The 24810-nt window shown below is 54.8% G+C and carries 23 protein-coding genes and 1 pseudogene; 4 read left to right on the top strand and 20 right to left on the bottom strand.

Going from position 1 to position 24810, the window contains the following annotated elements; translation table 11 throughout:
• Positions 1-89: 89 nt before the first annotated feature.
• The 3 genes from TU76_RS02435 to TU76_RS24540 form a co-directional block, all read right to left on the bottom strand.
• Positions 90-1325, bottom strand: coding sequence for an MFS transporter (locus tag TU76_RS02435; RefSeq protein ID WP_048351028.1), 1236 nt, complete (start codon positions 1323-1325; stop codon positions 90-92).
• 501 nt (positions 1326-1826) lie between these two features.
• Positions 1827-2774, bottom strand: coding sequence for an SDR family NAD(P)-dependent oxidoreductase (locus TU76_RS02430; protein ID WP_048654667.1), 948 nt, complete (start codon positions 2772-2774; stop codon positions 1827-1829).
• Between the two features lie 1040 nt (positions 2775-3814).
• Positions 3815-4519 (bottom strand): methyl-accepting chemotaxis protein, encoded by a 705-nt coding sequence (locus TU76_RS24540; protein ID WP_420892974.1) that lies wholly within the window; start codon positions 4517-4519, stop codon positions 3815-3817.
• Between the two features lie 213 nt (positions 4520-4732).
• Here TU76_RS24540 and tnpA point away from each other — a divergent pair, with 213 nt between their 5' ends.
• The 4 genes from tnpA to TU76_RS25555 are packed head-to-tail and all read left to right on the top strand — an operon-like array spanning position 4733 to position 7576.
• A complete protein-coding gene (tnpA, locus tag TU76_RS25825) occupies positions 4733-5110 on the top strand; it encodes an IS66-like element accessory protein TnpA (protein WP_048351027.1) in 378 nt (125 codons plus the stop codon).
• Positions 5107-5451 carry an IS66 family insertion sequence element accessory protein TnpB gene (gene tnpB, locus TU76_RS02415; protein ID WP_048351026.1) on the top strand — a complete coding sequence of 115 codons (345 nt, stop codon included), beginning with the start codon at positions 5107-5109 and terminating at the stop codon, positions 5449-5451. The genes tnpA and tnpB overlap by 4 nt, the downstream gene beginning before the upstream one ends.
• Positions 5452-5488: 37 nt before the next feature.
• A complete protein-coding gene (gene tnpC, locus TU76_RS02410; RefSeq protein ID WP_048351025.1) occupies positions 5489-6994 on the top strand; it encodes an IS66 family transposase in 1506 nt (501 codons plus the stop codon).
• Positions 6995-6997: 3 nt separating this feature from the next.
• Positions 6998-7576, top strand: a complete 579-nt coding sequence (locus TU76_RS25555) for a plasmid pRiA4b ORF-3 family protein (RefSeq protein ID WP_082136488.1) — start codon at positions 6998-7000, stop codon at positions 7574-7576.
• A 57-nt stretch (positions 7577-7633) separates the two neighbouring features.
• Here the strand turns inward: TU76_RS25555 and TU76_RS25550 are convergent.
• The 17 genes and pseudogenes from TU76_RS25550 to TU76_RS02320 all read right to left on the bottom strand — a co-directional run.
• Positions 7634-7816: pseudogene (locus tag TU76_RS25550) on the bottom strand (HAMP domain-containing protein); the annotation flags it as partial.
• 1683 nt (positions 7817-9499) lie between these two features.
• On the bottom strand, positions 9500-10549 hold the full coding sequence (locus tag TU76_RS02390; protein ID WP_048351021.1) for an aromatic ring-hydroxylating oxygenase subunit alpha: 1050 nt from the start codon (positions 10547-10549) through the stop codon (positions 9500-9502).
• Positions 10550-10594: 45 nt separating this feature from the next.
• Positions 10595-11794 (bottom strand): formaldehyde dehydrogenase, glutathione-independent, encoded by a 1200-nt coding sequence (gene fdhA, locus TU76_RS02385; protein WP_048351020.1) that lies wholly within the window; start codon positions 11792-11794, stop codon positions 10595-10597.
• 134 nt (positions 11795-11928) lie between these two features.
• Positions 11929-12756, bottom strand: a complete 828-nt coding sequence (locus TU76_RS02380; RefSeq protein ID WP_048351019.1) for an N-acyl homoserine lactonase family protein — start codon at positions 12754-12756, stop codon at positions 11929-11931.
• Positions 12757-12829: 73 nt separating this feature from the next.
• The gene (locus tag TU76_RS02375; RefSeq protein WP_048351018.1) at positions 12830-13225 is read right to left on the bottom strand and encodes a carboxymuconolactone decarboxylase family protein; all 396 of its coding nucleotides are present in this window, start codon (positions 13223-13225) and stop codon (positions 12830-12832) included.
• Complete coding sequence (locus TU76_RS02370; RefSeq protein WP_048351017.1) at positions 13218-14129, bottom strand: NAD(P)-dependent oxidoreductase; 912 nt, start codon at positions 14127-14129, stop codon at positions 13218-13220. The genes TU76_RS02375 and TU76_RS02370 overlap by 8 nt, the downstream gene beginning before the upstream one ends.
• Positions 14130-14210: 81 nt before the next feature.
• Positions 14211-14867 (bottom strand): alpha/beta hydrolase, encoded by a 657-nt coding sequence (locus TU76_RS02365; protein ID WP_048351016.1) that lies wholly within the window; start codon positions 14865-14867, stop codon positions 14211-14213.
• A gap of 9 nt (positions 14868-14876) precedes the next feature.
• Complete coding sequence (locus TU76_RS02360) at positions 14877-15833, bottom strand: VOC family protein (protein WP_048351015.1); 957 nt, start codon at positions 15831-15833, stop codon at positions 14877-14879.
• 60 nt (positions 15834-15893) lie between these two features.
• Positions 15894-16949: a maleylacetate reductase gene (locus tag TU76_RS02355; protein WP_048351014.1), complete on the bottom strand. Its 1056-nt coding sequence runs from the start codon at positions 16947-16949 to the stop codon at positions 15894-15896.
• Between the two features lie 125 nt (positions 16950-17074).
• Positions 17075-17887: an alpha/beta fold hydrolase gene (locus TU76_RS02350; protein ID WP_048654666.1), complete on the bottom strand. Its 813-nt coding sequence runs from the start codon at positions 17885-17887 to the stop codon at positions 17075-17077.
• Between the two features lie 298 nt (positions 17888-18185).
• Complete coding sequence (locus TU76_RS02345; RefSeq protein WP_048351013.1) at positions 18186-19133, bottom strand: NAD-dependent epimerase/dehydratase family protein; 948 nt, start codon at positions 19131-19133, stop codon at positions 18186-18188.
• Between the two features lie 22 nt (positions 19134-19155).
• Complete coding sequence (locus tag TU76_RS25175; protein ID WP_048351012.1) at positions 19156-19983, bottom strand: CmcJ/NvfI family oxidoreductase; 828 nt, start codon at positions 19981-19983, stop codon at positions 19156-19158.
• A gap of 95 nt (positions 19984-20078) precedes the next feature.
• Complete coding sequence (locus tag TU76_RS24530) at positions 20079-20249, bottom strand: Rieske 2Fe-2S domain-containing protein (protein WP_231984237.1); 171 nt, start codon at positions 20247-20249, stop codon at positions 20079-20081.
• A 25-nt stretch (positions 20250-20274) separates the two neighbouring features.
• A complete protein-coding gene (locus TU76_RS02335) occupies positions 20275-21129 on the bottom strand; it encodes an SDR family NAD(P)-dependent oxidoreductase (RefSeq protein WP_048351011.1) in 855 nt (284 codons plus the stop codon).
• A 28-nt stretch (positions 21130-21157) separates the two neighbouring features.
• On the bottom strand, positions 21158-22411 hold the full coding sequence (locus tag TU76_RS02330) for an FAD-dependent oxidoreductase (RefSeq protein ID WP_072022792.1): 1254 nt from the start codon (positions 22409-22411) through the stop codon (positions 21158-21160).
• A 45-nt stretch (positions 22412-22456) separates the two neighbouring features.
• Positions 22457-23422: a PDR/VanB family oxidoreductase gene (locus TU76_RS02325; protein WP_048351010.1), complete on the bottom strand. Its 966-nt coding sequence runs from the start codon at positions 23420-23422 to the stop codon at positions 22457-22459.
• 181 nt (positions 23423-23603) lie between these two features.
• Complete coding sequence (locus TU76_RS02320; protein WP_048351260.1) at positions 23604-24788, bottom strand: cytochrome P450; 1185 nt, start codon at positions 24786-24788, stop codon at positions 23604-23606.
• Between the last annotated feature and the right edge of the window lie 22 nt (positions 24789-24810).

Below are 24810 nucleotides of genomic sequence, written 5' to 3'. Positions count from 1 at the left end.
ATATAAAGTTTGCGTTCAGGCATTACTGCGTCCTCGGACTGATTAAAAGAATCCCTCTTAAATAGAGGGATTCAGATCTGGTCAGATAATTATTTTAATGCTGGCTGCGGCGCAGCAGATCTTCGGGCTTTGGGGCCGAATTCTGGTAGTAGTTGTGCACATAATCCCATTAAGATCAAGCAGCCTCCTGAAAGTGCAAAGATCAGCTGATAGTTATCTCCGCCTAGTGGAGTGATTACTATGGCAGGAATGAAAACTGCTCCAATTAACATCAGTGTTGTCATAATTCCACCGGCAGCTCCAGCATACTTTGGGCCAATGGATTTTATTAATGCCGGCGAAATCATAAAAAGAGGCATTACGCCGCCTATGCAAAGTCCCGTCATAAACATGACGGGAGTTAAATAGGCCTCGTCGACCGTCCAGCCAAAGTAAATACCAGCACCTGCTAGCAGCCCCAAAGTCAAAAAGTAAGGCTTGTAATAGCCTATTTTTTGGGCAATGATCGGGCTAAGCAGTGCGCTTACCAAGTTTCCTAGCAAGACAGTAGAACCTATTGCTCCGGCTGTAATTGGATCTAAACTCTTTAAATGGCTCAGGGCTAAAGGGAGGAAAGTGGAAAATGCCATCATGCCGCCCATCGTAAAAGCGAGACAGAATCCGACAGTCCATAGAGCAGGGTTTTTGGCGGTCACACTCAAGATAGCCAATAAACTTTCCGCGGGTTCCGCTTGAGATATCACATCGATACGATTGTCCCTGACAACAATTAGCCACAAAATGGTGGAAACCAAACAAAGGCAGCCTCCAAATATAAACGCAGAGTCAGTTGAGGGGAAAAGTGCAGTTGTACCCATCCCAATAACCATACCGCCGGTGCCCGCCATAAGCACAATTCCCATGACTTTGCTCATTTGTTCAGGGGGAAACCAACTGGAAATGATTTTTGCCAGATTAGCATTGAGGAAGGCTGAGCCGGCTCCGGAAAAAGCCAAGAAGATCATCATCTCAGTGTAGTTGGTGGCGAATAAACGTGCCAATCCTCCAAATGCACCGAATGCTAAACCAATACCGATGATCTTTTTAATACCCATTCGATCGCATAAAATACCTGCGATAATGCCAAGCAATATGGATGGAATCATTGGGGCAGTTACCAAACTAGCAAATTCTGGGTTGGTAATACCTAACTCTGGAATCAGTCGAGCTGCAAGCGGCGGTAGCTGGAATTGGGCATAGGAGCCGCTGAACATTCCCAGGCAGGTAATTACCAGCATGAGAGAGCGTCTTTTGAATGAGTGAATTTTAGCTGAAGTTTGGGGCATGTGAGTATCCATATGATTGGTATGTTGTTATTGTTGCTGTAGTCTATGGAGAGGCTTAGATTTTCTTTTGTTGCTCTACGAGTTTTTTGTGTGCTCGTATGATCATTTCCGCCTAGGTGATGAGGTCTCCGCTAGCTTTCACTCCGCTGTCAATCGTCGCGCTTTCTCGATGTCGGGTGGAACAGCATTTTTTGCGGAAGATCGAAACCGCTGTCCGAATAGCTCAGCCGAATTCTGAAGCAATGAAACTAATGCCTCGCAGTTTCATTTTATTCTGTTGCATTGATGGCTGATGTATCAGGTTTGAACCACTGGGCGTTCTCCAGATCGAAGGAAAACTCTCTGGCGCTCGTGACATGTTCCCTACCAAAGGAGACGGTATGGCGTACTTCTCCCATGCCGCCAATGAGTTGACTTGGCTTAATTTTCAGAGTCGGCTTTAATTTTCGATAGATAGGATGCGCTCGCTTATGTTTCATCTGGGCGAAAAATATCGGAGAATTAGACGTTGGCCAATTCTGAAAGAGTTTGATCGCTAGGAGTAGACAGAGAAAAACGGCCACCCGGAGATAGCACCCACCGTGAGTTTTGAATCGGAAAACTTTCCAGTGCGTTGGTTAGAGCGTCTGTGGTCCACTTTACGCGACAATTGTTAGCATGACCTTCTGCGCTCCATTCGTTAAAGATAAAAATATCGTCTCCTTCCGCACCGAAAAGCCGGCCGGTGAAGCGGCAGTTATCTGATGCAAGATATACGACCAATTCAGCCACATGCTCAGGAAGATAGCGGTCAAAATCAGCATCGGCAGTCATCATTTCGAGCAATTCTGCAGACATCTCTACAAGCCTAGTTCGTGCAATGGGTGCAATCGCGTTGACGCGCACTCCAAGACAGGCAAGCTCTTGAGACGCAATAATAGTAAAGGCAAGAATAGAGGCCTTGGTGGCAGAGTAAATGCCGATTGGACTTAGGGGGTGAGGTGCAGCGGGGGAGGCAGTATTGATAATTGCTCGACCTTTCTTAGGCCCTTCTTTTTTCCAGTGGCGGGCGAGGGCGTTCATTATAGCTATCGGCCCTTTTGCGTTCACCGCGTTCTGAAGATCCCAGTCGACTTCTGTCAGATCCCCAAGTACACCTGGTCTACTTATTCCAGCGTTGTTTATTAATATGTCGATAGTACCGAATTTTTCTATCACATCTTCAACGATCTGGTGAGCGACAAGCCAATCTGAAACACTTCTGGTATCCGCAATTGCCTCTCCGCCGTTATTGATAATTTCAGCAACTACGGAATGAGCAGGACCACTATCGTCTCCTTCTCCAGAGCCGGAGCTTCCAAGATCATTTACTATCACTTTTGCACCGGCGGCTGCAAGTGCAAGAGCATGGGCTCGCCCCAGTCCACGACCAGCGCCGGTGACTAGTGCAATCTTTCCTTTTAAATTCATATAAATGCCTTTATTATTTGTGGGGTGTCGGTATTTTTAGTTTGCTGTTCGGATAATTTGGTTTATGATAACGAAATTATCTGTCAAGCTAACGGGTGCCGGGCGCTGTATTGTTGGTTGTGGTTTAGCAACAAGTCTCAGTGGATGGAGGTTCTAAATACATGGCCAACCAGAAGAATATGGGGTCGCTACTCCCTCAACGAAGCATTTTTTCTTTTAAAACTCTATTGCTATCCCGTGGGTGTGCTGCTACTTGTTGTACGTCTACTCTATTGCCCTTCCAAGTGCTTATTTTCTTATAGATTGGTGTGATTTTCAGCAATAATCACCTATCGATAGATAGTAATTACGGAATATATAAATGACTTAGGCCTGACCTCAAGCGTATCGCGAGGTTCCGCGAGGATAAAAGCTCGTTGGTGGTATTGTGCCGGTAGCTCCCAATTGTTTTCAGAGGAACGGATGGCCATCGAGCTAGGAGGTCAATGCAGCTGAACAACAGCTGATCTTCCAGTGTCTGTTCCGCCGGCTGATAACTGATCCATGTGTTCAGCTGTGCTGTTCTTCTTTAGACGGAATAGAATGAGTCCTCTGCAATTCTCTTAAGTCTCCAATCGGTAGCTTGGGTCAGTGTGAACTCCGCGCGAACACACGCTGAGGAGGAGGGTGCGTGGTCTTCTTATTGGTACTAGTGGCCGATCAACATCGGTGTAAAGCATGGTCAAGAATGAGAGGTCAGCAACATAGCGCTGCAGCCGGAAAAGTTGGCTATATGGAAGAAAACCTATCTGGTTTTTTGCGCGCCGGGGTGTGCAATGCGGCCTCAAGGGTGACGCCGGAACTGCTCTTTATTTAGCGACAAAACGTTTTCACTGAGCCGACTACTTGAGAGCTAGCTGCCCCAAAATGCATCTGTGGCATTACCAACGGTTGCGCCGATCGCCCTATAAACATTGGCTACAACGCGGCGGCTGGCTTGCTCGTTTTGAACTGTTTTCCCAGTGTCAATAGTTGCGGATTGGTTAAAGATAGCAGCATGTTCAAATGCGGAACTGTTGCACTCGTTGGTGCAATTCGCCGCCTAGATGTGCTAGCTCGGTGGTAGATCCGGCCATCTTTTCATTCGTCTGGGCGCTTTGCTCGGCAATGCTTCGCACATGCTCGACATTGTGGCTTATCTCGGCGGCCACTGCGCTCTGTTCCTCTGCCGCGGTGGCTATCTTTTGATTAAGCTGCTCAATGCTGTTCACTGCGTCAGTGATCAGCGTTAAAGCTTGGCGTGCTTGATCGCTGTAAGCTACCGCCTCCCGACTGAGCTGGGCGCTACCGGTCATCTGCTGAACGGTGCGTTCTGACATGGTCTGTAGTTCGGCGATGAGCAATTCGATCTCGCGGGTCGAAGCTTGTGTGCGCTTCGCTAGAGTGCGTACCGCGTCGGCCACCACGGCGAAGCCGCGTCCCTGTTCGCCGGCACGCGCCGCCTCGATGGCTGCGTTTAGGGCCAGCAGATTGGTCTGCTCTGCCACCGCCTTAATCACATCGAGAACTCCTCCGATGCGTCCGCTGCATTCGTGTAGGTGCTGGATGGTCTGTACGGAAAGATCCACATCCTCGGCGAGCCGTCCGATCTGTTCCGCAGTCTGGCGAACTACCCGTTCGCCGGCACCGGCCTGTTGATTTGCCTGACGAGCAACTTGCAAAGCTTCTTCGGCGTGTCGGGCTACTGCCTCAGCCGAGTACGCCATCTGCTGGGTCGCAGTGGCCGCCTGTTCAGTTTGATACTGTTGACTGCACGCTCCTGCGCTACTCTGCCGGCTGGCCTCTTCCAGGCCACCGGTCGCACGATGCAATTGATCGATTCCCTGCACGATACGCTGTAACCGTCCGGCCAGCACCCTCTGCTGACAGCCCTCCGAATTGGCCAAGATAGTGGACACCATTTTTTAGTGGACACTATCTTGGATATCATTGCCCCAGCCCGTCGACCCGGTCGTCGCCCCAACTTCCCGCCAGAGTTCAAACGCAAAGTTGTCGAAGCCACGTTCCAGCCTGGCGCCTCCGTGTCGTTGATCGCTCGTGAGCATGACGTCAATGCCAACCTGGTCTTTCGCTGGCGGCAGCAATATCAAGAGGGCTTGTTCGGCCCGGCCAGCCAGAGTGCAACGCTTTTGCCTGTCCAGGTGATCGAGGCGCCAATAGATTTACCGCAAGTCATTCAGTCACCGCCTGAGTGTCATTCCGTGATCGTTGTTGAGGCGGGAAAAGCCAAGCTGCGCATCACTGGCACGCCTGACCCGCAGACCCTGCAACTCATCTTGCAGCAGTTACTGCGATGATTGCTCCGCCCGCTGGAACCCGCATCTGGATCGCTGCCGGCGTCACGGACATGCGCCGTGGCTTCGACGGTTTAGCCGCACTGGTGCAGACTCAGCTTGAAGCCGATCCGTTCTCCGGTCAGATCTTTGCTTTTCGCGGACGGCGCGGTGACCGGATCAAATTGCTATGGTGGGACGGCGACGGGTTGTGTCTGTTTTGCAAACGGTTGGAACAAGGACGCTTTGTCTGGCCGCAAGCAACCAGCGGCAGCGTGTCGCTGACGGCTGCGCAGTTGTCGATGCTGTTGGAAGGCATTGATTGGCGCAGGCCAATTCGTACAGCACCCATCCTCGCGGTCTGACTTGCCACGCTGAAAAAATCCCAAGTAACATTCGGTCATGACGCTCGCGACCGACTCTTTGCCTAACGATCTTCAAGCCTTGAAGGCTCTGGTCTCTGCCCAGCGGGCAGAGATTGAGCGCTTGAAAATGATGATCGCCAAGCTGCGTCGTATGCAGTTCGGTCGCAGTTCCGAGCAACTGGACGCCATGATCGACCAACTCCAGTTGAGCCTTGAAGAGTTGCAAGTCAGCCAGACTGAACTGACACCACCAATCGAACCGCCCCCTCGCGTCGTCTCTCGGCGCAAGCCGTTGCCTGAACACCTGCCTCGCGAAATTCACGTCCATCAGCCCGAATCGCAATGCTCCGGTTGCGGTGGGAAACTTCGCCATTTGGGGGAGGATGTGTCTGAGGTGCTGGAGTACGTCCCAGCGCGTTTCAAAGTGATCCGCCATGTTCGCCCCAAGTGGGTTTGCCGCTGCTGCGAGCACATCGCTCAGGTGCCGGCACCGAGTCGCCCGATAGCCCGAGGCCTTGCAGGCCCTGGGCTACTGGCCCACGTGCTGGTCTCCAAGTTTGTTGACCATTTGCCGCTGTATCGGCAATCCGAGATCTACGCCCGTGAGGGCGTGGATCTGGAGCGCTCAACTCTGGTCGACTGGGTCGGCCAGAGCAGTCAATTGCTCAGGCCGCTGATCAACACCCTTGAGCGTCATGTCATGAGCGGCCATAAAGTTCATGCCGACGACACGCCGATTGGTGTACTTGCGCCGGGCAACGGCAAAACCAAAACGGCTCGCCTATGGACATACGTGCGGGACGACCGACCTGCCGGTTACACGACACCGGCGGCGGTCTGGTTTGCCTACTCGCCGGATCGCAAGGGGCAACATCCCCGTGCTCATCTCAAGAGCTTCAGCGGGATCTTGCAGGCTGACGGCTACGCCGGTTTCGCTCAGCTGTATGCTGCAGGCAGCATTCAGGAAGCCGCCTGCTGGGCTCACGCCCGCCGCAAGTTTTACGATGTCTACAAAGACCAGGCTTCACCACTTGCCAGTGAGGCGCTGCAACGGATTGCGGCCCTGTATGCCATCGAAAGCGAGATCCGCGGACAACCGCCAGATCATAGAAAAACGGTTCGGCAAAGTCGGGCGAGTCCACTGCTGGAGCACCTGCACGCGTGGCTTAACCAGACGCTGGCTCAACTGTCGAAAAAATCGACATTGGGCGGTGCAATCCTCTATGCCCTCAACCGGTGGCAGGCTTTAACGCGCTACTGCGATGACGGCCGAATCGAAATCGACAACAACGCCGCCGAACGGGCGCTGCGCGCCGTCGCGCTGGGCCGCAAAAACTACCTGTTTGCCGGTTCCGATGCCGGCGGAGAACGAGCGGCTGCGATTTACAGCCTGGTGGGTTCGGCCAAGCTCAACGACCTGAACCCGCAAGCCTATTTGACACACGTGCTGGAGCGCATCGCCGACTACCCAATCAATCGGGTCGACGAACTGCTGCCCTGGAACGTTTCTCTCACACTGACTGAATTCTGCGAGGCTGCCTGATCCATGGTTAAAACTGTCCGTTTACCCAAACCCGCCCCCGACCTGTTGCTGCTGCACATTGAGCTGAAGTGGATCACTCCGACGATCTGGCGTCGGTTCGCGGTGCCTGAAAACATCACCTTGGGCAAACTGCACCATGTCATCCAGGTCGTGATGGGCTGGAGTGATAGCCATCTGCATGAGTTTGAAATTGCCGGTGAGAATTACGGCATGCCCGACCCTGATGGTTGGGGGCCGACGGTAAACCCTGAAGCCCGTAAAACGCTGATCAAGGCGCTGAGCGGAAAGCGGACATTTAATTATCTCTACGACTTTGGTGACAGTTGGCATCACAGTATCAAGGTCGAAAAGACGTTACCGGCGGTTGCGTGTCCTCAGGTGCCGTACTGCATCGATGGCGCCAATGCTTGCCCACCGGAAGACGTGGGTGGCGGGCCTGGTTATGAGGACTTTCTGGAGGCCATGGGCAACCCCAATCATCCAGAGCATGACGACATGGTTGAATGGCATGGCGATGTTTTTGATCCGGCGGCATTTGAGTGCGAGCGCGTGAATCAGTGGCTTAAACGGATTAAGGTTTGAGTTGCAAGGCGGTGTAGTTCGGACGCTTACGATACGCTTGACAAGTTCGCGCAAATTGATCGTCATGGTACTCATCGCTTGGCACAACTGGCCGAGTTCGTCTCTGCGTCCTGTTGTGATGTCCCTACTGAGGTCGCCCGCGGCGATGCTTTGCGCGAGAACCAGAGTCTGGCGCAACGGTGGTAGAATCAGTTGGCGAATCACCCAGCCGGCCAGCGTTGCTAAGCCGAGAATTACCATGGCGCTGATGACCAGCACACGGAGGATGGAGGTCGACCGACGCACCATTTGCTGCTGGTGAGTGGACAGTGCTTGGTCGGTGTCACGCATTACCCTATCGGCGAGTTGTTTCATTTTTTCTGCACCACGTTCATTGGCGATGCGATTGGCACTATATTGCTTAAAGGCAACACGGTAGCTAATTATGGCTTCCTGGGCTGTCTGGAGGACGTCCTTCTGTTCCGCACTAATGCGCGTCTGCAGGAGGGATACGCTGTTCTCAGTAGCTTGCATGAGTTCTTCCCATTCCTTCAGGCACTGTTCGCCTCCCTGTTGTACATAACAGTATTCGCGGTTACGTAAGGCCAGCAGCAGCCGTAACAATTCAGAGGCGTTTTCCGCAAAGGTCAGCGTATCGGCGTTCAACTCGCGATGGGTTGCTATGGTTGCGCGCAGCGCGCTGTACATCTCCAGCTCCACGAATTCAAATTGCATACGGGCCTCGTCGGCCTGCTTCTGCATGTCTTTAAGTGCTTGGGCGGCCTGATGAGAATCGGTGACGAACTGTCCGAACTGCTTGCGGTAAGCCTGTGCGCTGGCGCGAATTTGGTCCAGTCCCACAAGGTTGGTCGCATCGTCAACGATTAATCCATTGGCATGCTGCTCAAGTGCAGCCAAGGTGACGTCGACCAATTGGGCTGGGCGCTTATCTGCGTTCAGAGCGAAGTCCTTTTCTGCGCTGCGTGCTTGCTGCAGAAGCAGGTTCATCTCGGCAATCGCCTGATTTTGTCGATTGTCGTTGAGCAGTGTCTGTGTGGATTGGAATGCGATAGCGAGAGCGACCAGCGAAAGGATAGAAACCATACCGAACGCCAACATAAGTTTGCGACCGACCTGGAGATCGACTAGGCCAGAGCGGAGGAGCGTCAGCATTTTTTTATCCTTCTGGCTGCTGGTGAAAATGACGTCGCTGGATCGTGGCAGGGGCTCACCCAGTCTAAAAAGAGCAAAACCGCTCGGCACCTATCCTTGGATAGATCTGCGTACGGGGGCGCAAGATACAATGCGAACGTGACCTCCACTAAGTCAGTGCGTAAACGTCGGATGGAAGCACTCTGCAGGTTCTCAACTACGTCCTGAGCGACTCTGACGTATCCCGCATCGCTACTTGAGGTCGGTGAAAGCTGCTTCGTATCCCACTGTGTCTCCGCCACAGTCAAGTGGGTTAAGGAGTCTCCGCTCGACGTTTGATCGGTACTCGGAAACAACTGAGGGAGGGTGTGATCCGGCGCATACGTAAAGTTCTCTTCATGCTTTCTGCGAACTATTGGGCGGCCGCGATGACGGCTTACATATCTCTGCACTGGTCTTTAGAGCGAGGATATAGTTTCATCGGAAGCTAAAATCTGTCCCACGGTCTGTCAGGATGTGCGAATTGTTGTATCCGTTCGTCATTTCCAATGAAGCTAAGGCGCTCCTACTTTTGGATGGTGCTTCGGTGCTCAACTTTAGAGCACCGCACCAGCGTTTGCTGAAATTTAGAATTGATAGCTATCAAAGAACGCCTTTCTTCAATAACTGGGCCCCTCAGAAGAATCATAGTGTTGGGGCGTTCTTGGGTAATAAATATGCCTATTACCTTAAAGAGCTCGCTTTTTGAAGTTATACGCTTCCACTGCGTATTACGAGACTGCTGCCCTGCCGTTATTCGGAGTCTATGAGAATGAGACGTTGCTCCTGGCTAAGCATACGCTCAAGTATCCGTCGGGATTGAACACCTCCTGCATCGATGTTCAACTTGAGCAGATTACGTTGGGGGGATTCGAGTAGATTACGTTGCTGACGTTCAAGCATTTCCAAATCTTCACTGAAAATTTTGCCTTGGCCTTCGCGAATGGTCTCCGTCAAGGCTTGATCATGTGGGTTGAAGTTTCGTGCCATTCCCCAGAAATACCAAATCGATGTTTCTGTCTCGGGTGTGATGAAATCGACTACGATACTTGATGCTTTATATTCCGGGCGGGCGTTATACCCACCTTTACCGGCATGCGCGACCCCAACCTCAATCAGGACGTGGCTGGGAGGGGTAAAACGGCAAATTTGCCATCGATCGACCGGTACATCGTCGGCTAAGTTGTTGCCGCGCAAGGCCATGCGCCAGAAAGGTGGCGGCATGATGTTTTCCATATGTCGTGCGGTAACGACGTCGTTGCCGTGGACCGTGGTGACGGGCGGAACTTCGTCAATTTCCTTCTGACCGATACTGGAGGCATGAACATAGGTCTCATGGGTCAGATCCATGAGATTGTCGATCATTAACCGGTAATCGCAGGCGATGTGAAACAGGCCACCGCCGTAGGCCCACTCATCACTGACCGCCCATTCCAGATGATGGATCAGCGCTGGATCAGCCAGGTGTTGGTCGCCGGGCCAGACCCAGATGAACCCATACCGCTCTACGACAGCGTAAGCCTTGTTGCACGGGAAGCCGCGAACTCGTTGTCCGGGCATGGACACGGTTGTTCCATCGCCGCCCATGACCAAGCCATGGTAGCCGCAGACGAGGTTGCCATCCTCGACATAGCCCAATGACAGAGGTGCACCGCGGTGCGGGCAAAAATCTTCCACCGCAGTGACCCGCTGCTCATGTCCACGATAGAAAACAATTTTTTCTCCGCAGATCTGCCGTCCGAGAGGTTTGTCGGCAATTTCATCCGGCGTACAGGCGACATACCACGCGTTCTTGGGATACATATTGATTCTCCTGCCGAGTGTTGTTGTTCTTGAACGAGCGGGCGATCAAGAACGACTCAAAGTACGATGCGGGTCGATGACAAATTTCTTCGGTACCCCAGCATCGAACTCTCCGTAGCCTCGAGGCGCTTCGTCCAGATTGATGACTTGGACTCCAACCACTTCGGCAATGTTAATTCGGTCCCACATGATGGCTTGCATCAGTTGGCGGTTGTACTTCATGACTGGGGTCTGACCAGTATGGAAGCTATGGGACTTTGCCCAGCCCAGACCGAAGCGAATGCTCAGGCTACCCATTTTTGCGGCTGCATCGACGGCCCCTGGATCTTCGGTAACGTACAAGCCTGGGATGCCGATCTTGCCGGCCACACGAACTACCCCCATCAGTGAATTCAGTACCGTCGCTGGTGCTTCTGCCTTCACCCCGGAATGTCCGTGGCCGCGGGCTTCGAAGCCGACGGCGTCCACGGCGCAATCCACTTCAGGCTCACCCAGCAGGGTGGCAATCTGTTCGTGCAGGGGCACGTCCTTGGATAGATCAGCAACCTCGAAGCCTTGTGCTTTGGCATGAGCCAGGCGGATTGGGTTGACGTCACCAACAATCACCACCGCGGCACCAAGCAGCCGTGCGGAGGCCGCCGCGGCCAAGCCAACCGGGCCTGCACCAGCGACATAGACGGTGCTGCCCGGCCCAACCCCTGCGGTCACTGCGCCGTGATAGCCAGTGGGCAAGATGTCTGACAGACAGGTCAGGTCGCGGATTTTTTCCATGGCACGGTCTCGATCCGGCAGCTTGAGCAAGTTGAAGTCGGCGTAGGGCACCATCACGTACTCTGCTTGGCCTCCGGTCCAATCTCCCATGTCGACATAGCCGTAAGCACCACCAGGGCGTCCCGGATTGACGCTCAGGCACACGCCCGTGTGCATTTCTTTGCAGGAGCGGCATCGACCGCAGGCCACGTTGAAGGGCACCGATACCAAGTCGCCGATTTTCAGATTCTCGACGTCACGGCCTTTTTCGATGATCTCGCCGGTAATTTCGTGGCCGAGCACCAACCCTACCTGCGCAGTGGTGCGCCCACGGACCATGTGCTGGTCTGAACCGCAGATGTTGGTAGTAACCACTTTCAGGATCACCGCGTGTTCGATCTTGCGCCCACGCGGATCCTGCATCTTCGGATAATCAATGGACTGCACTTCAACTTTGCCGGCGCCAAGATAAACTACACCACGATTCTCTAACATGATTCATTGCCTCTATGTTGTTGCCGACGAATCTCGGATTAAATGCATGCAACGTATGTCATACAAGGTTGTAAGTTGAAATATTGTGTGACCCTGTTGGTTAGCTCGCAGGGTCGGCCGGAAGTGTTTACTTACTAGCAACGCCCGTGTTTAGTGCCTAAATTCATTAATGGTGGTATGTGCAAGGCAACGATATCGGCGTCCTCGCTACCATAAATTGGGTAGTGCTGCCGAACTAACGGATCATGGCCTGGAATGACATGATCCGGGCTAGGAACCAGATTCAACAACGTTCGGTAGCCGTCCAACATTTCACCGACGTTCAATACGATGGGGAAGGGCGAGTCCTGTTCCAGGTTGGCGTAGTAATGGCTTGCATCGGAGGCCAGCACGATCCAGCCCCGGTCCGTATGGACGCGCACTACTTGCAGCCCAGCGGTATGCCCGCCGACCTTTACCAGTTCGATGCCCGGATACAATTCACTGTTACCGTCATGAAAGACCACCCGTTGCTGGTATACGCCTCTGACGATATTCACCACGTCTTCGACATTGAAAGAATGTCGCAGCGGTGGATAGAGCATGTATCGACCTGTTGCGAAACTTATCTCGGCTGACTGCACATGGAATCGAGCCGAGGGAAGTAGGTCAATATTTCCCGCATGGTCATAGTGCATGTGAGTAATAATGACGTCTTGCAACTGCTCGGCCTGGATCTCTAGTCCTTCAAGGGCCCCAATTGGACAGCGCAGCAACTGCCGTTGCCGTTTATCCGCTGTCAGCTGATTGAAACCAGTATCGACCAGCACGCACTTCCCATTCCCACGAATCAACCACACGAAATAATCCATCGGCATAGGGCCGTCGTGAGGGTCCGTCGACGAAATAAAGTTTTCGTGGCGCTTGCGCGCCACTGTGGCGTAGCGGATGGCAAAGACTTCGTAGCAGGGAAGGGCGCTCATTTGCTCGTTTCCTGAACATTCCAAGGCGTCACCAAACCGCGGATGACGCCAATGGGAGTTGACTGGTGGTTCGTCAGTCTTTGGCCGCGGCGGCGTCGTACGCAGCGATGGCGTCGCTTGCAACGCGGAAAGCTGCAAGCGCCGCCGGCACACCACAGTAGATCGCGGTTTGCATCAACACGGCGCGAATCTCTTCCCGGCTGACGCCATTGGTGAGGGCTCCTTTGACATGCACACCCAGTTCGTGGGACTGGTTGAGAGCAGTCAACATGGCCAGGTTGATGATGCTGCGGGTCTTGAACGGCAGCGTTTCATCACCCCAGACTTCTCCCCAGCAATACTCAGTGACCAGGGCTTGCATCGGCTTATTGAAGTCATCGGCGGCGGCCCAAGACTTTTCTACGTGAGCACTGCCCAACACTGCTTTGCGATTGTTGAAGCCCTTTTCGAACAGCTGCTTATCAGTCATTTGTATTCTTCCTGGTTGGTATCTCGATACCTGCCCATTGTTCGATCAGGCAGGCGATACGGGTGAAGTCGGCGTCTGGACCAAACGCTGCGTTGGTCATATTCAATACCTGGCGGACGGCACTCCCGACAGGCATTGGAACGCCCATCGCCTCGGCCTCGTCGAGGCACAAGCGTGTGTCCTTGAGCGACAAGGCCGTGGTAAAGCCGAAGTCGAAGGTGCGAGGCAGCACTGCACGAGGCAGCTTGTCGACAGTCGCGCTGTTGCGACCGCTGCCGGCGTTGAACACTTCAAGCATGACCTGGGGATCGAGGCCTGCTTTTACCCCCATCACTAAGGCCTCGCTGGAAACAGCCAGGGCCGTGACGGAAACGAGGTTGTTGACCAGTTTCATCGTCTGGCCCAGACCAGCGAGTTCACCGCATGAGATGACTTTGCCCAGCGTTTGCAGCATGGGTTGGACCAGCTGTACAGCTTGAACGGGGCCAGCGACCATCAAGGCTAACGTGCCTTTGGCAGCGCCGGCGGCACCACCACTGACGGGCGAGTCAATGGCAATGATGTCAGCCGCCGCCAGGCTTTCACTGACGTGTTTAGCCATCCGCGGGCCTGTGGTCGACAGGTCGACGAAGACTTTAACCTTCTCGCCATGAATGATTCCGTCTGGATCGAGCGCAACCTTTTCCACCACATTTGGCGTAGGTAGGCTGACAAACACAACTTCCGCTATGTTGCTGACATCCAGCGCGCTGGTGCAAGCAGAAGCACCAAGTGCGACCAGGCGCTCGACCGCGGCAGTGTTGAGATCAAACACATGCAGGTGTTGGCCTGACGCCAGTAGACGGGTGGCCATGGGTTCACCCATGGTGCCCAGGCCTACAAAACCAATAGTCGTTTGTGACACAGCATTTGCTCCTTGAGGAACCAGAAAACAGAACCCAATCCTTGGCACCCAACCAACCGTGCCGGCAAGGATTGGTCACGGTTAGGGTGCGGATGTACCGTTCATCAACGTGGATAGCAGCCCGCGGCCCAGTAAGATTTCTTCGTCATTGACCAGGTGAGCCATCCCCGGAAATGCGCGTAGGGTCAGATCGGCCTGCATGGTTCCGAAGACAAAGGCTGTTTGCAGAGTCCTGGACAACGGAACCCACTCATCGGCATCACTGTTGGCCAATACAACTGGCGTACCCTGCAAGCGCTCTGTGGTGGTCCAATCGATGTCAGAGGGGCCGATCAGCCCTCCCGTGTAGGCGATTAATCCGCCCCAGCGAGCAGGACGGCGGTAGAAGTATTCGCAGGCGAGGCAGGCACCCTGGGAGAACCCGAGGAGCACGATGTTGCGCCGGTCGACACCTAACGCGATCAATCTCTCTACTTCTAGGTCGAGACGTTGAATGGCTTCGCCCAGAGACGTCGCGTTGATCTCTTCCTGGTCCATGAACTTACCGGGGTACCAAGATTTTTCATGCGCTTGCAGAGCGATGTAGGCCATGTCAGGCAGGTTGATCCGCTCAGCAATCTCAAACATGTCAGTCGGCGATTGAGTGCGGCCATGCAACAGAATGGTCACCGCGCTATTGGGCTTGATTGGTGCGCCGAAGGAGAGCGATGGCAGGTCGAGGTGACAGTTGCTGTTCATATCGGCCACTCAGTACTTCAGCGGTTCGAGGTACGCCGAGATTTCCTCTGCCTTGTCACCCAACTGGGGAGGAATCTGGATGGTCTGACCGAGTGATTCGTAGGGTTCGTCTACCAGGAAGCCTTGTGGCTTGGAGACGGTGGCCTCAAACAGCGCGCCACCTGGGGTGCGCACGTAAATCGAATCGAAATACCCGCGGTCTTTGCGATCGGACACGTCGGTGTAGCCCATCCCTTCCAGATGGTACTTCACGCTCTTCTGAACGCTGAGGTCACTGACCTCGAAAGCGCAATGGTGGACCGTGCCCTCGCCGTATGCCCAGGTGCCCTGCTCAAGCTGAGGTTCGTGTTGGAAATCGATGATGGTGCCGCTGCCACCTTTACCGACATGGAAGCGAGTGAAGGCACCATCGGTGTTCGCCAGCTTTCCGCTCCAACCGTAGTGCATGAACTCCGCAGAATTTTCCATATCGCGCACGGAAACCGTGATCCCGTGGGTGCCGCGAATGCCGAACCCTTCTGGGATGACCCCATTGGAGTACGGTTTGCGATCGTCATCGGCGATGCCCACCAACTCGTATTCGATGCCGCAAGGGTGCGCGAAGTGCAGCAGCTGCTCACCAAATCGTTCAAGCAGCTCAGGTTTGAACCCATTGTTGGTGAGATGCGTAGCCCAAAAGCCCAGAGACGACACCGGCACAGACAACGCCAGGGTCTTGACTTGGCCTGTGCCACGCTTGGCCTTGCGCCCGGACTGGCGCATGGGGAAACACGTCACCAACGTGCTTTCTTCACCCATGTCATTGCCATAGTACAGGTGATAAATTGGCTCGGCACCATCGTACAGGCCGGTCTTCTTCACGCTTTTGAGCCCCAGCACTTTGGTGTGGAAGTCGTAATCTTCCTGGGCACCGCCGACGTTGAGGGTGATGTGGTGGTGGCGTTGAATGTGCGGGTTGAGTTCCATGACGGCCTCTTTTTTATGGTTGTTAAGGTTGCTGAGGTCAGTGAAATTCTGGTTGGCGGATTACGGACGGTTGCCAACTAGTGCGTTGGTCAGCAATTCCTGGATACCCTCTGCTTCAATCGGTCGTGGGCTCCAATAGGGTGTTGCGCACGCCAATTCCGTCGCTCGATCAATGTCCGCGGCCGTCATTCCCAGTTCCGCCAAGGTCATAGGAGCACCCGACTGTTTGGCGAGATCGAACAAACCACGAGCCGCATCTTGCGTCCCAAGTGCGCGGGCAATCATTGCCATCGCCTCGGGAGCTGCGGCTCTGTTGTAGGCAACTGCATGGGGCAGAATTACAGCGTGAGTGGGCGCGTGTGGAAGGTTGAAGCTTCCTCCCAGGGTATGGCAGAGCTTGTGGTGAATGGACATCCCTACCGCTCCCAGACACGTGCCACACGTCCACGCGCCAAACAGCGCATCGGCGCGCGCGTCAATGTCGTTCGGATCGCGGTGGATGGCGGGCAATGCTCGGCTGATCGCTGCAATGCCTTCCTGTGCCAGCATTGAAATCAGCGGGTTGGCATCTTTGGAGTAGAGCGCTTCCACCGCGTGAGCAATGGCATTGAGTCCACTGGTTACGGTCATGTCGGCAGGCAGCGACAACGTCAAATCGACGTCGTAGATGATGACCTCCGGCAGCACTTTCAGCGTGCGCTGAGTTGTCTTCAATCCATCTTCGGTTTGCCCGATGATTGGTGTAGCTTCCGAGCCAGCGTAGGTAGTGGGGATCGCAATTTGGGGCAGGTCGGTTCGCAATGCCAACGCTTTACTCAAACCGATGGTGGAGCCTCCACCAATGGCTACGAGGCAATCTGCACTGCTTTGCACAACAACCTGCAAGGCTTCTTCAGTCACGTCGATAGGGGTGTGCATGGTGGCATTGTTGAAAGCACCGACCGCCAAATCGCCAAGCAGATGGCACAGTCGTTGTCCCAAATCTTTCTGCGGTTCAGTGGTCAGCACAAAGGCGCGGGAACATCCTAGGGCTCTAACTTCATCCGCTAGCTGGGCTAACGTGCCTTGGCCGAAAATGACCCTTGAGGGCAGGGCGTTGTAGACAAATGTTTGCATACCGCTTCTCCGGTGAGGCGTTCTCTGTTCTTGTTCCTAGAGCTTCTCGCACCGCCGGCCACTGAACATCCTGTCAAAAGATAGTTCTGCAGCCCGTGACTGAACGTAGCTTCGTTGTCCCGCTGTTAGGCCGTCCGCTCACTCAGGAATGCGGCAACTTCATTGCAGGCGGCAGGAGACTCATCCAGTGCAAGATGACCGGCGCCGGGAAAAATTTTGAGGCTTGCGCCCGCGATTAACTGCTGCCAGGCGGCGCCTTGATCTGGCGGGACCAGGCGGTCCTTAATTCCCCAAATCAACAGGGTAGGGCTGCTGATCTTTTGCAGTACCTGCGCCATGTCGGGATGGTTGAGGGTCCCATTGCGCAAAAGGCCAGCGACTGTAGTGCCTTCCTTTTCCCTCATTGCGGCGAACTCGGCATCTTCGCCGTTGGGCAAATAAGGTTGGAGTGTGCGCAAGTCGTGGACCAGGTAGCCGAGGATCTCTTCGGGAGCAATAGTGCTGAGATCAGGCTGAGGATGATCGAGTACCTCCAGCCCAGCAGGCGCGACCAGGACCAGCCGATCGACCCGGTTTGCATGCTTGGCCGCGAAGTGGGCAGCCATCCAACCACCGAGCGAAAAACCAACCAAGTGAAAGCGTGAGAGTCCCAATGCCTCTGCCAACTCCGCGTAGTGGGACACGTAGTGGTCAACGGTCGTGAACTCGGCGCTACCCTGCGAGGGACCGAAACCTGGATGGTATGGAATGATCACCTCGAACTGAGAGGTCCAGCCCCGAGCGAAGTCGAAGCCATGCCAGGTGGCTGCCCCATGCATGAACAGCAGGGGCTGGCCTTGGCCTGCACGATAGACAACCGTGAGGATGCCGTTGATAGAGAGTTCGGTCTTGCTGAAGCCCGTCAGATCGACGCGGCGGTCGTTGAAGAGTTGCGTCATAGGGTGCCTCCATTAATGGTCAAAAACTGCATCCTTGGTGGTAGGGGGATTACCCATCAGTCAGATGCATTCTTTTGAGTAATGAGGATCAGGTCACCTATCAGCAGATAGTGGCGGCCAGTGGGGATGCCGCGTCGGTGCAGGTAGGCAGGTAACAGAACAAGTGCCTGCTACTGATCAATTGATGGGGGAATGGCTAAAGTTGCGCAGCAGTGCCCGAGTGGCATCGACGCCGCCATTTACGCCGAGAAGAAAAAGCTTGCTGCGCTCCCGACGAGGCAGCAAGTTCTCCAAATACCTAACCGAGGGTGAGTGCGGGGTTTGCGGAGATAACGTTCTGAATCAGCATTTGTACTGAGTCATCGCCGATGAAGCCCAGCTGTCGCGCTCCCTCAGCAGCCAACGGTGGTTGCCTGAAGATAGCTTCGACGGCGCTATTACCTTCACACGTAATCAAGCCATGTACATGCTCGCCATAGAACTCCGCCAATGCGTCAATCAAAGCCTGCATCTGGACATACAGCGCGGGCAGGGTCCAGTTGCGCCTGGCTGGTAGCTCACCTGTAAAGCGTGCAGCATGGGCTAGGTTTTCGACACAAGCCTTCACCGACATTACCCAGGTCCCGGCATCAGCAGCCATCGGCAAGATAAATGGCTGATGGGCGCGAGCGGCATAGAACACATCGCTGAGAAACGCCGATAACATGGTTTGTGAGCCCGCAGGGCGGGCGATAATGCCGGGAAGCCGGAGTGCCAGCCCGTCAAGGAACCCTGCGCGGCTGTAGTCATTGATGAGATGCTCACAGACCAATTTATGCGTGGCATAGCTGATGCCTGGATTGGGCAACGTTGCATCGTTGATCTCCACCGGCCAAGGACTGGAGAAGACTGCCGCTGAGCTGGCAAAGACAAACCTAGGGCTGTGGCCTTGTCGGCGAATGCCCTCCAGTAACTCTATGGTGGCATCTAGGTTGGTGGCTTTTCCGAGTGCAAAGTCATCGACCGATTGACGGCCAGCTACGGTTGCCAAATGAAAAACTGTATCGGCGGGATGACTCAGTAGCTGTTCCAGCACCTTTCGCTCGGTCAAACCGCCGACCACGTGCTGCACCCGGGGGTCCACCGGAGCCTGGTGGAACGCGAGGTCCGATGCCAGGATCCGGTCATCTGGACCAGCATCGCGGAGTAAGTGCTCAATGAGCGCACTACCCACGAAACCGCCCGCGCCAGTAATTAATGTAAGCACAGAGTCCCTCCTTTTCGTTTCTTCAAGGATTTGGGATGAATGCGATCGTACGCACTTCCAAGCTCTCGCGAGCCGGTGCATCGGCAGCACTGGTAGGGTCATCAAACGCGCTGTGACCAGCCCATTGCACTGCTTCGGCATCTGAGTCGACTAGTTTGAACAACAGCATTTCATCGGGCTGCATCGCCGGGTAGTAGTACCAGCGTTGCTGCTCGTTGTAGGAAATGTTGAAGCCAAATGCAGGGCTAACACCCGATCGAGTAGCCAATAGTTTGCAGAGGTGTTGGTCGTTTCGGTCGATGGTCGAACCATCCAATACGGTCAGCGGGTGACGCTGTACAGGCTTGATCGGCCGCCAAACGTTGATGATCATCCACCGCCCGTTGAGGAGGCGTTGACGGTCATTTTCCGGCACCAGGTGCTCGGCAATCGCATGCGCGGTGGGAGTGTCGTAATCAACGTGTACGTTCATTGCTGGGGTGCGAACCCTGGCAACTCCGCCCTCGCTGCCACCACGTAATTGCTCGCCAAACACGACGACATGTGTGGCGTTGGTATGCTGCTTGATGACATTGACGACTTCTTCGAAATACACCTGGCGCACATTTTCCAGATCGGTGAAGTCGCTAACAGCACTGGTCATTTTAACCAGCGTGAATGCATTTTTTTCCAGCGTGAAGTCGGCTGCTGAGAGGCGTGCGTTGTGAATTTTAACGGGGTACGGGATGGTTCGAATCTTGGCGTTCCCCTTCACCGCATCGTCCATGTAGGCGAGCTTTTGCGTGGGGTCTGCGAAATTAAGTATTGTTTCAACCGAATCAAACGGGGTAGTCGCAACGGGGGTGTTCATTGGTAACTCCATAACAGTTGGCATGTCGACGCGAGGCAGGACGGTCTCCCATTGGGCGGGAGACCTTGGCAAAGCCAATGATTCAAGTCGGCAAGTTAACGAGAGGAACAACCGCGGTGGCAGCAGCGGTCTTCCAGCGCGGCATAGCCACCGTCAGCAGTCCGATAGATCACCATTGGCTCATTCAATACGGAGGTTTTGAAAAGCCCCTCATCCTCAAGCTCATAATTCCAGGCAACGGTATACCAGCAGTTTTTTATATACATTTTTTGTTGTCCCATGCTGAATGGTTTATTGGACGGCGGAAGCAGCGCTTTGCTGACGCGCCAACGCCTGCTCCACCGATTCGGCGATCTGTTGATGCCGTGCGTAAATGAAGTCGAACAATTCGGGATGGGTGAGTACGTAGAGGTCGCCACGCTTGATTGCGTCGATGACCAAATCACCGGTATAGGCCGGGCTTACCCAGGGAATGTGCACGTCTCTGAAGTGTTCGGTAGATTCAAGGTCCACATCGGCAAGGTGACCCTCGCCGAGGTCCTTCGGTCGATTGCGACTGCTGTTGCCGATGTTGGTCCGCACAGGTCCGGGGCACAGCACACTCACACCAACCTTGGAGTTCTCGATTTCCAACTCTTGTGCCAGAACTTCTGACAGGGCAACCACGCCAAATTTGGCGACGGCATAAGCGCCGAGGGTAGGGGTGACGGCCATACCGGACATCGATGAGGTGTTTACAATGTGCCCCCCATCGGCATTGGACTTAAGCAGCGGCAGGAACGAGTGGATGCCATGAATGACGCCCCACAGATTGACGTCGAGCATCCACTTCCAGTCATTCAGTGTGAGGTCCGAAATTGCCGCCATCGGACCGATGCCAGCGTTGTTGCACAAAATGTCGACTTTGCCATGCAGGCTCAGCACTGCATCAGCCAGGGCTTGTACACTCACGCTGCTGGTCACGTCGGTGCGAATGCCGGTCGCTCCGATCTCCAGGGCAGTAGCCTGTAGACGATCATCGTCGATATCGGCGATAACCACCTGGGCCCCTTGGGCAATCATCCGTTCAGCAATCCCGCGCCCGATGCCGGAAGCGCCTCCGGTGATGACTGCTACTTTGCCCTGCATTGTTTCAATACGGCTCATTGCTTGCTCCTTGAAGTCGCTGCGCATATCAATCGTCGGTGGCGGTAAACAGCGGCATGGAATGCGGCTCACGCACGTCCCGCTCGCTCAATCGGTCGCGCCAATCAGCGCTGTATGGAGTACTGACAAGAGCGAAGAGATTCATCAGGGCGTTGCGCACATAGTTGGGATCGGAGGCCATCTTGCGAAAGCCTTCTTCGTCCTGCGCCCGTTTTACTGGGTCTGCTTCCTGCACCCGGCGTTTATGCTCGATGGCCAGGGGGTTAACGATGTCCAGGAAGATCCGTCTGCGCTCGCCGGCGTAATAATCCAGCACGTCTTCATCGTGGCCGTTAAGCACGAGACCCAAGGCCTCGATCAGGGTAGTGGCGTCCTGAATCCCGGCGGTAAAGCCGAGCCCGCCAATCGGGCTGGTGGCGTGTGCAGCGTCACCCGCCAACAAGACCCGGCCAGCGCGATACGTCGAGGCACAACGCTGATGGACGCGATAGGAACTGGCTCGCTCAAGCTTGTAGCTGGCGCTCTCGGGCAAGAAGTGCTGATATCGCTTTGCGACGTTTGCCTGACGTTCTTCTTCAGACCAGTCGCTACGCTCGCCGTAAGCGACGCGCCAAAGATTGTCGTTATTGATCTTGGAAATCACGGCCCACTCAACGGGGTCGGCGATCATCGTATTCTCGCAATAGCCGTGGGCTGCGAAATCGAAATAGACGTTGGTGGCCATGAACGTATCGGGCCAGGTGAAGCCTTCAAACTCAATGTCCAAGGCCTTGCGAACCGAACTACGGGCGCCGTCGGCGGCGACCAGCCAATCCGCTTCCAGCCGCTGCTCCCCAGCCTGGGTAGAAACTTCAATGGCTACCCGATCAGAATTGTCGAGAACCCGATTGAAGCGCGTGCCCCAGAGGACTGAAGTGTTGGGAAGCTGTAGGAACCGATCGAGGATCAACTTGGCGAGTACATGCTGGCCGAAGTGCAACGTGTAGTAATAGGGGGTATGTTCCTGGAGGACACGGTGATCAAGCTCACCGATATAGCCACTGGCAAAGCGCATGGTGAACGCGTGTCCGCGGGCGCCGACTTTTTCAGCATCTTCAAGCAGCCCAAGATCGTCCAGGGCTTTCAAACTGGATGGCAGATACACCATGGCGCGCGGGGAGTCGTCGAGCGTTGCACGCTCCTCTACCACAGTCACGTGCACCCCTTGTTTTGCCAGACCATAGGCGGTTAACAGCCCAGTCGGGCCAGCGCCGATAACTAGTACGTTTTTTCTTGTTGTCATCCCACACCTCATAAATATTGCAGCAGCATCCGACGGCAGCCCAAACTACAAATCCAGTACCAGGCGTTTGGATTTGGCCCTGGAACAGCAAGGGGTAAATTGATCATTTGCTGCTTGCGCGACCTCATCCAAATAGAGGTCGCGATGATCGGGAATACCGTCCAGCACTCGCGTGATGCACGTGCCGCACACACCTTGGCTGCACGAATACATGATCTCGATGCCTTGTTCTTCCAGCACCTCGACCACGTTGCGCTCTGCCGGGATGGTGTAGACGGCGCCGGTACTGGCAATCTCGACTTCAAAGGCATCGTCGGCGGAGTGATCGACAACTGCTCCGGCGAAATACTCGACGTGTAGTTGCTCCGCAGGCCAGTTGGCGGCCTTGCAGGTACCGAGCACGTAATCAATGAAGCCTTTCGGGCCGCAGACGTACACATGGGTTTGGGGATCGGTATCGGCAATCAGGGCACGCATATCGAGTTTTTGGTCAGGGTCACCGGAATCCAGATGGAGGGAGGCACGGTGATGAAACGGCGATTTAGTAATGCGCTTGTGGAAGGCCATTCGATCTAGCCCGCGTGCGCAATAGTGCAAGGCGAAGTCGGTACCCAGTTGTTGCAGGCGCTCGGCCATGCACAGCATGGGCGTGATGCCGATGCCGCCGGCCATGAGCAGGATTTTTTGCGCATTGACCAGGGGGAAGTGATTTTTTGGGGGACTGATGGTGAGCAGGTCACCTTCGTGAATACCCTCATGCATACCTACCGAGCCACCGCGAGACTGTGGATCCTTGAGGACGCCTATCAGGTAACGCTGGTTTTCGTGAGGGGGGTTGCACAACGAGTACTGGCGAATTAGTCCCGGACGTACTTGAACGTCAATGTGCGCACCAGCACTAAATGACGGCAGCGGCTTACCATCTGGATCGATCAACTCGAAACTACAGATATCTAGCGCTTCTTGCCGCTTACTTTGAACTTTAACTGTTAAGCTGAGTGCTGAACTCATGGGGATGCTCCGATCTTGCGAGGCCCGGGTACGTTATTGTTGTGCCCCGACGTCATTCAATGCGTTCTCAGGGAGAGATAAACCCTATCTGTAGAGAGGAAGTTGATGGCCCGGATCGGACGCGCTAGCGCGTCTCAGGCACGAGCACTGCGGACAGTCACTGTATTTCTCAACTTCCATGTCAGGCGGCGTGCAACTTCAATGGCACGCGAATCCAGCCTAGGATGTTGTTGTTGATCAGCCTTTCGGGAGTGCCAATGAGCTCCACTTTTTTGACGCGTTGTGCCAGGACGCTGAACAAACACTCGAACTCCAGACGCGCCAAAGCTTGGCCGGCACAGCTATGTACACCCACGCCAAAGCCGAGGTGCGGGCCTTTGCGAGTAAGGTCGTATTGATCGGCATTTTCCCAGCGGCGCGGGTCACGCCCGGCGGCACCGAGGAAGACTCCCAGCACGTCGCCTTTCTGTAGGGGCGCGCCTTCCAACTCCAGATCCTGCGTCACCAGCCGCCCCATCATGCGCGCCGGCGGGTCATAGCGGAGCGTCTCTTCCAGCGCATTTTTTGCGAGCAACGGGTTAGCGTGCAGCTTGCTCCATTCTTCTGGGTACTGGCTAAATGCATGCAGAGTGTTGCCTATCGTCACCATGGTGGTGTCGAAGCCTGCGCCGAGAAGGGTCATCACAAGCAAGTTCGCCTCGGCCTCGGTCAAAATCCCTTCATCGGCGAACCCATAAAGACGGCCCGCCAAACCATTGGGGGTGACCGCCTCACGGTTGCAATTGCGTTCGATCCACTCGAATGCCGGCACGGCCTGCACCAGCGAATCCGCAAGAATTTTGTTGCGGGGACCTGCACCGTTGAAGGCTGCCTCGCCGAACTTGAGTACCCGCTCGCGATTCTCTTCCGGCAGGCCGATCGCATCCGGGAATATCTTGAGGATGTAACTGGAGGCTAGGTCCTGAACCCCATCAAGAGTGCCTTGCTGCAGAAAGCGATCCACTACCGCTTCGGCCTGGCGGGTGAACTCTTCGCGCATGGACTTGATGGCCGGTGGCGACAGGAGATGCATGAGTGCATCGCGCGAGCGCGTATGCGCTGGCGGGTCCTCGGTGACCAGAATTTGGGGGACGATCGACTGTTCGTCCTGGAAAGGGCGCCCGGTTGAGGAGAACTCCCGCCAACGGGTCAGGACGGATTGGGCAGGTGCGTGTTGGCCAACAAAGAAACACTTATGCTGACTGAGCCAGACCACCGGGCCAAGCTCGCGAATACGGCTTTCAGAGCTCTTGGCATTACGGATTTCTTCGACGGCCCACGGGTCAGCATCGGTGGTGGGGATTACATTGCGATAAAGGCCGCTCATCATTAGTTCTCACGTTGTTGTT

Source organism: Pseudomonas psychrophila (assembly GCF_001043005.1).
Classification (GTDB): Bacteria; Pseudomonadota; Gammaproteobacteria; order Pseudomonadales; family Pseudomonadaceae; genus Aquipseudomonas; species Aquipseudomonas psychrophila.
This window is presented reverse-complemented; position numbering and strand designations above follow the sequence as displayed.

Bases quoted from the DNA above. Each gene is read 5' to 3' on its own strand.
- TU76_RS02435 (WP_048351028.1), bottom strand. From the start codon at position 1,325: ATGCCCCAAACTTCAGCTAAAATTCACTCATTCAAAAGACGCTCTCTC.
- TU76_RS02335 (WP_048351011.1), bottom strand. From the start codon at position 21,129: ATGAGCCGTATTGAAACAATGCAGGGCAAAGTAGCAGTCATCACCGGA.
- TU76_RS02360 (WP_048351015.1), bottom strand. From the start codon at position 15,833: ATGGAACTCAACCCGCACATTCAACGCCACCACCACATCACCCTCAAC.
- TU76_RS02430 (WP_048654667.1), bottom strand. From the start codon at position 2,774: ATGAATTTAAAAGGAAAGATTGCACTAGTCACCGGCGCTGGTCGTGGA.
- TU76_RS02320 (WP_048351260.1), bottom strand. From the start codon at position 24,788: ATGAGCGGCCTTTATCGCAATGTAATCCCCACCACCGATGCTGACCCG.
- TU76_RS02350 (WP_048654666.1), bottom strand. From the start codon at position 17,887: ATGACGCAACTCTTCAACGACCGCCGCGTCGATCTGACGGGCTTCAGC.
- TU76_RS02390 (WP_048351021.1), bottom strand. From the start codon at position 10,549: ATGTATCCCAAGAACGCGTGGTATGTCGCCTGTACGCCGGATGAAATT.
- TU76_RS25175 (WP_048351012.1), bottom strand. From the start codon at position 19,983: ATGAACACCCCCGTTGCGACTACCCCGTTTGATTCGGTTGAAACAATA.
- TU76_RS02375 (WP_048351018.1), bottom strand. From the start codon at position 13,225: ATGACTGATAAGCAGCTGTTCGAAAAGGGCTTCAACAATCGCAAAGCA.
- tnpB (WP_048351026.1), top strand. From the start codon at position 5,107: ATGATTGCTCCGCCCGCTGGAACCCGCATCTGGATCGCTGCCGGCGTC.
- TU76_RS02330 (WP_072022792.1), bottom strand. From the start codon at position 22,411: ATGACAACAAGAAAAAACGTACTAGTTATCGGCGCTGGCCCGACTGGG.
- TU76_RS02380 (WP_048351019.1), bottom strand. From the start codon at position 12,756: ATGAGCGCCCTTCCCTGCTACGAAGTCTTTGCCATCCGCTACGCCACA.
- TU76_RS24540 (WP_420892974.1), bottom strand. From the start codon at position 4,519: ATGGCGTACTCGGCTGAGGCAGTAGCCCGACACGCCGAAGAAGCTTTG.
- tnpC (WP_048351025.1), top strand. From the start codon at position 5,489: ATGACGCTCGCGACCGACTCTTTGCCTAACGATCTTCAAGCCTTGAAG.
- TU76_RS02325 (WP_048351010.1), bottom strand. From the start codon at position 23,422: ATGAGTTCAGCACTCAGCTTAACAGTTAAAGTTCAAAGTAAGCGGCAA.
- TU76_RS02355 (WP_048351014.1), bottom strand. From the start codon at position 16,949: ATGCAAACATTTGTCTACAACGCCCTGCCCTCAAGGGTCATTTTCGGC.
- TU76_RS02365 (WP_048351016.1), bottom strand. From the start codon at position 14,867: ATGAACAGCAACTGTCACCTCGACCTGCCATCGCTCTCCTTCGGCGCA.
- fdhA (WP_048351020.1), bottom strand. From the start codon at position 11,794: ATGTTAGAGAATCGTGGTGTAGTTTATCTTGGCGCCGGCAAAGTTGAA.
- TU76_RS24530 (WP_231984237.1), bottom strand. From the start codon at position 20,249: ATGTATATAAAAAACTGCTGGTATACCGTTGCCTGGAATTATGAGCTT.
- TU76_RS25555 (WP_082136488.1), top strand. From the start codon at position 6,998: ATGGTTAAAACTGTCCGTTTACCCAAACCCGCCCCCGACCTGTTGCTG.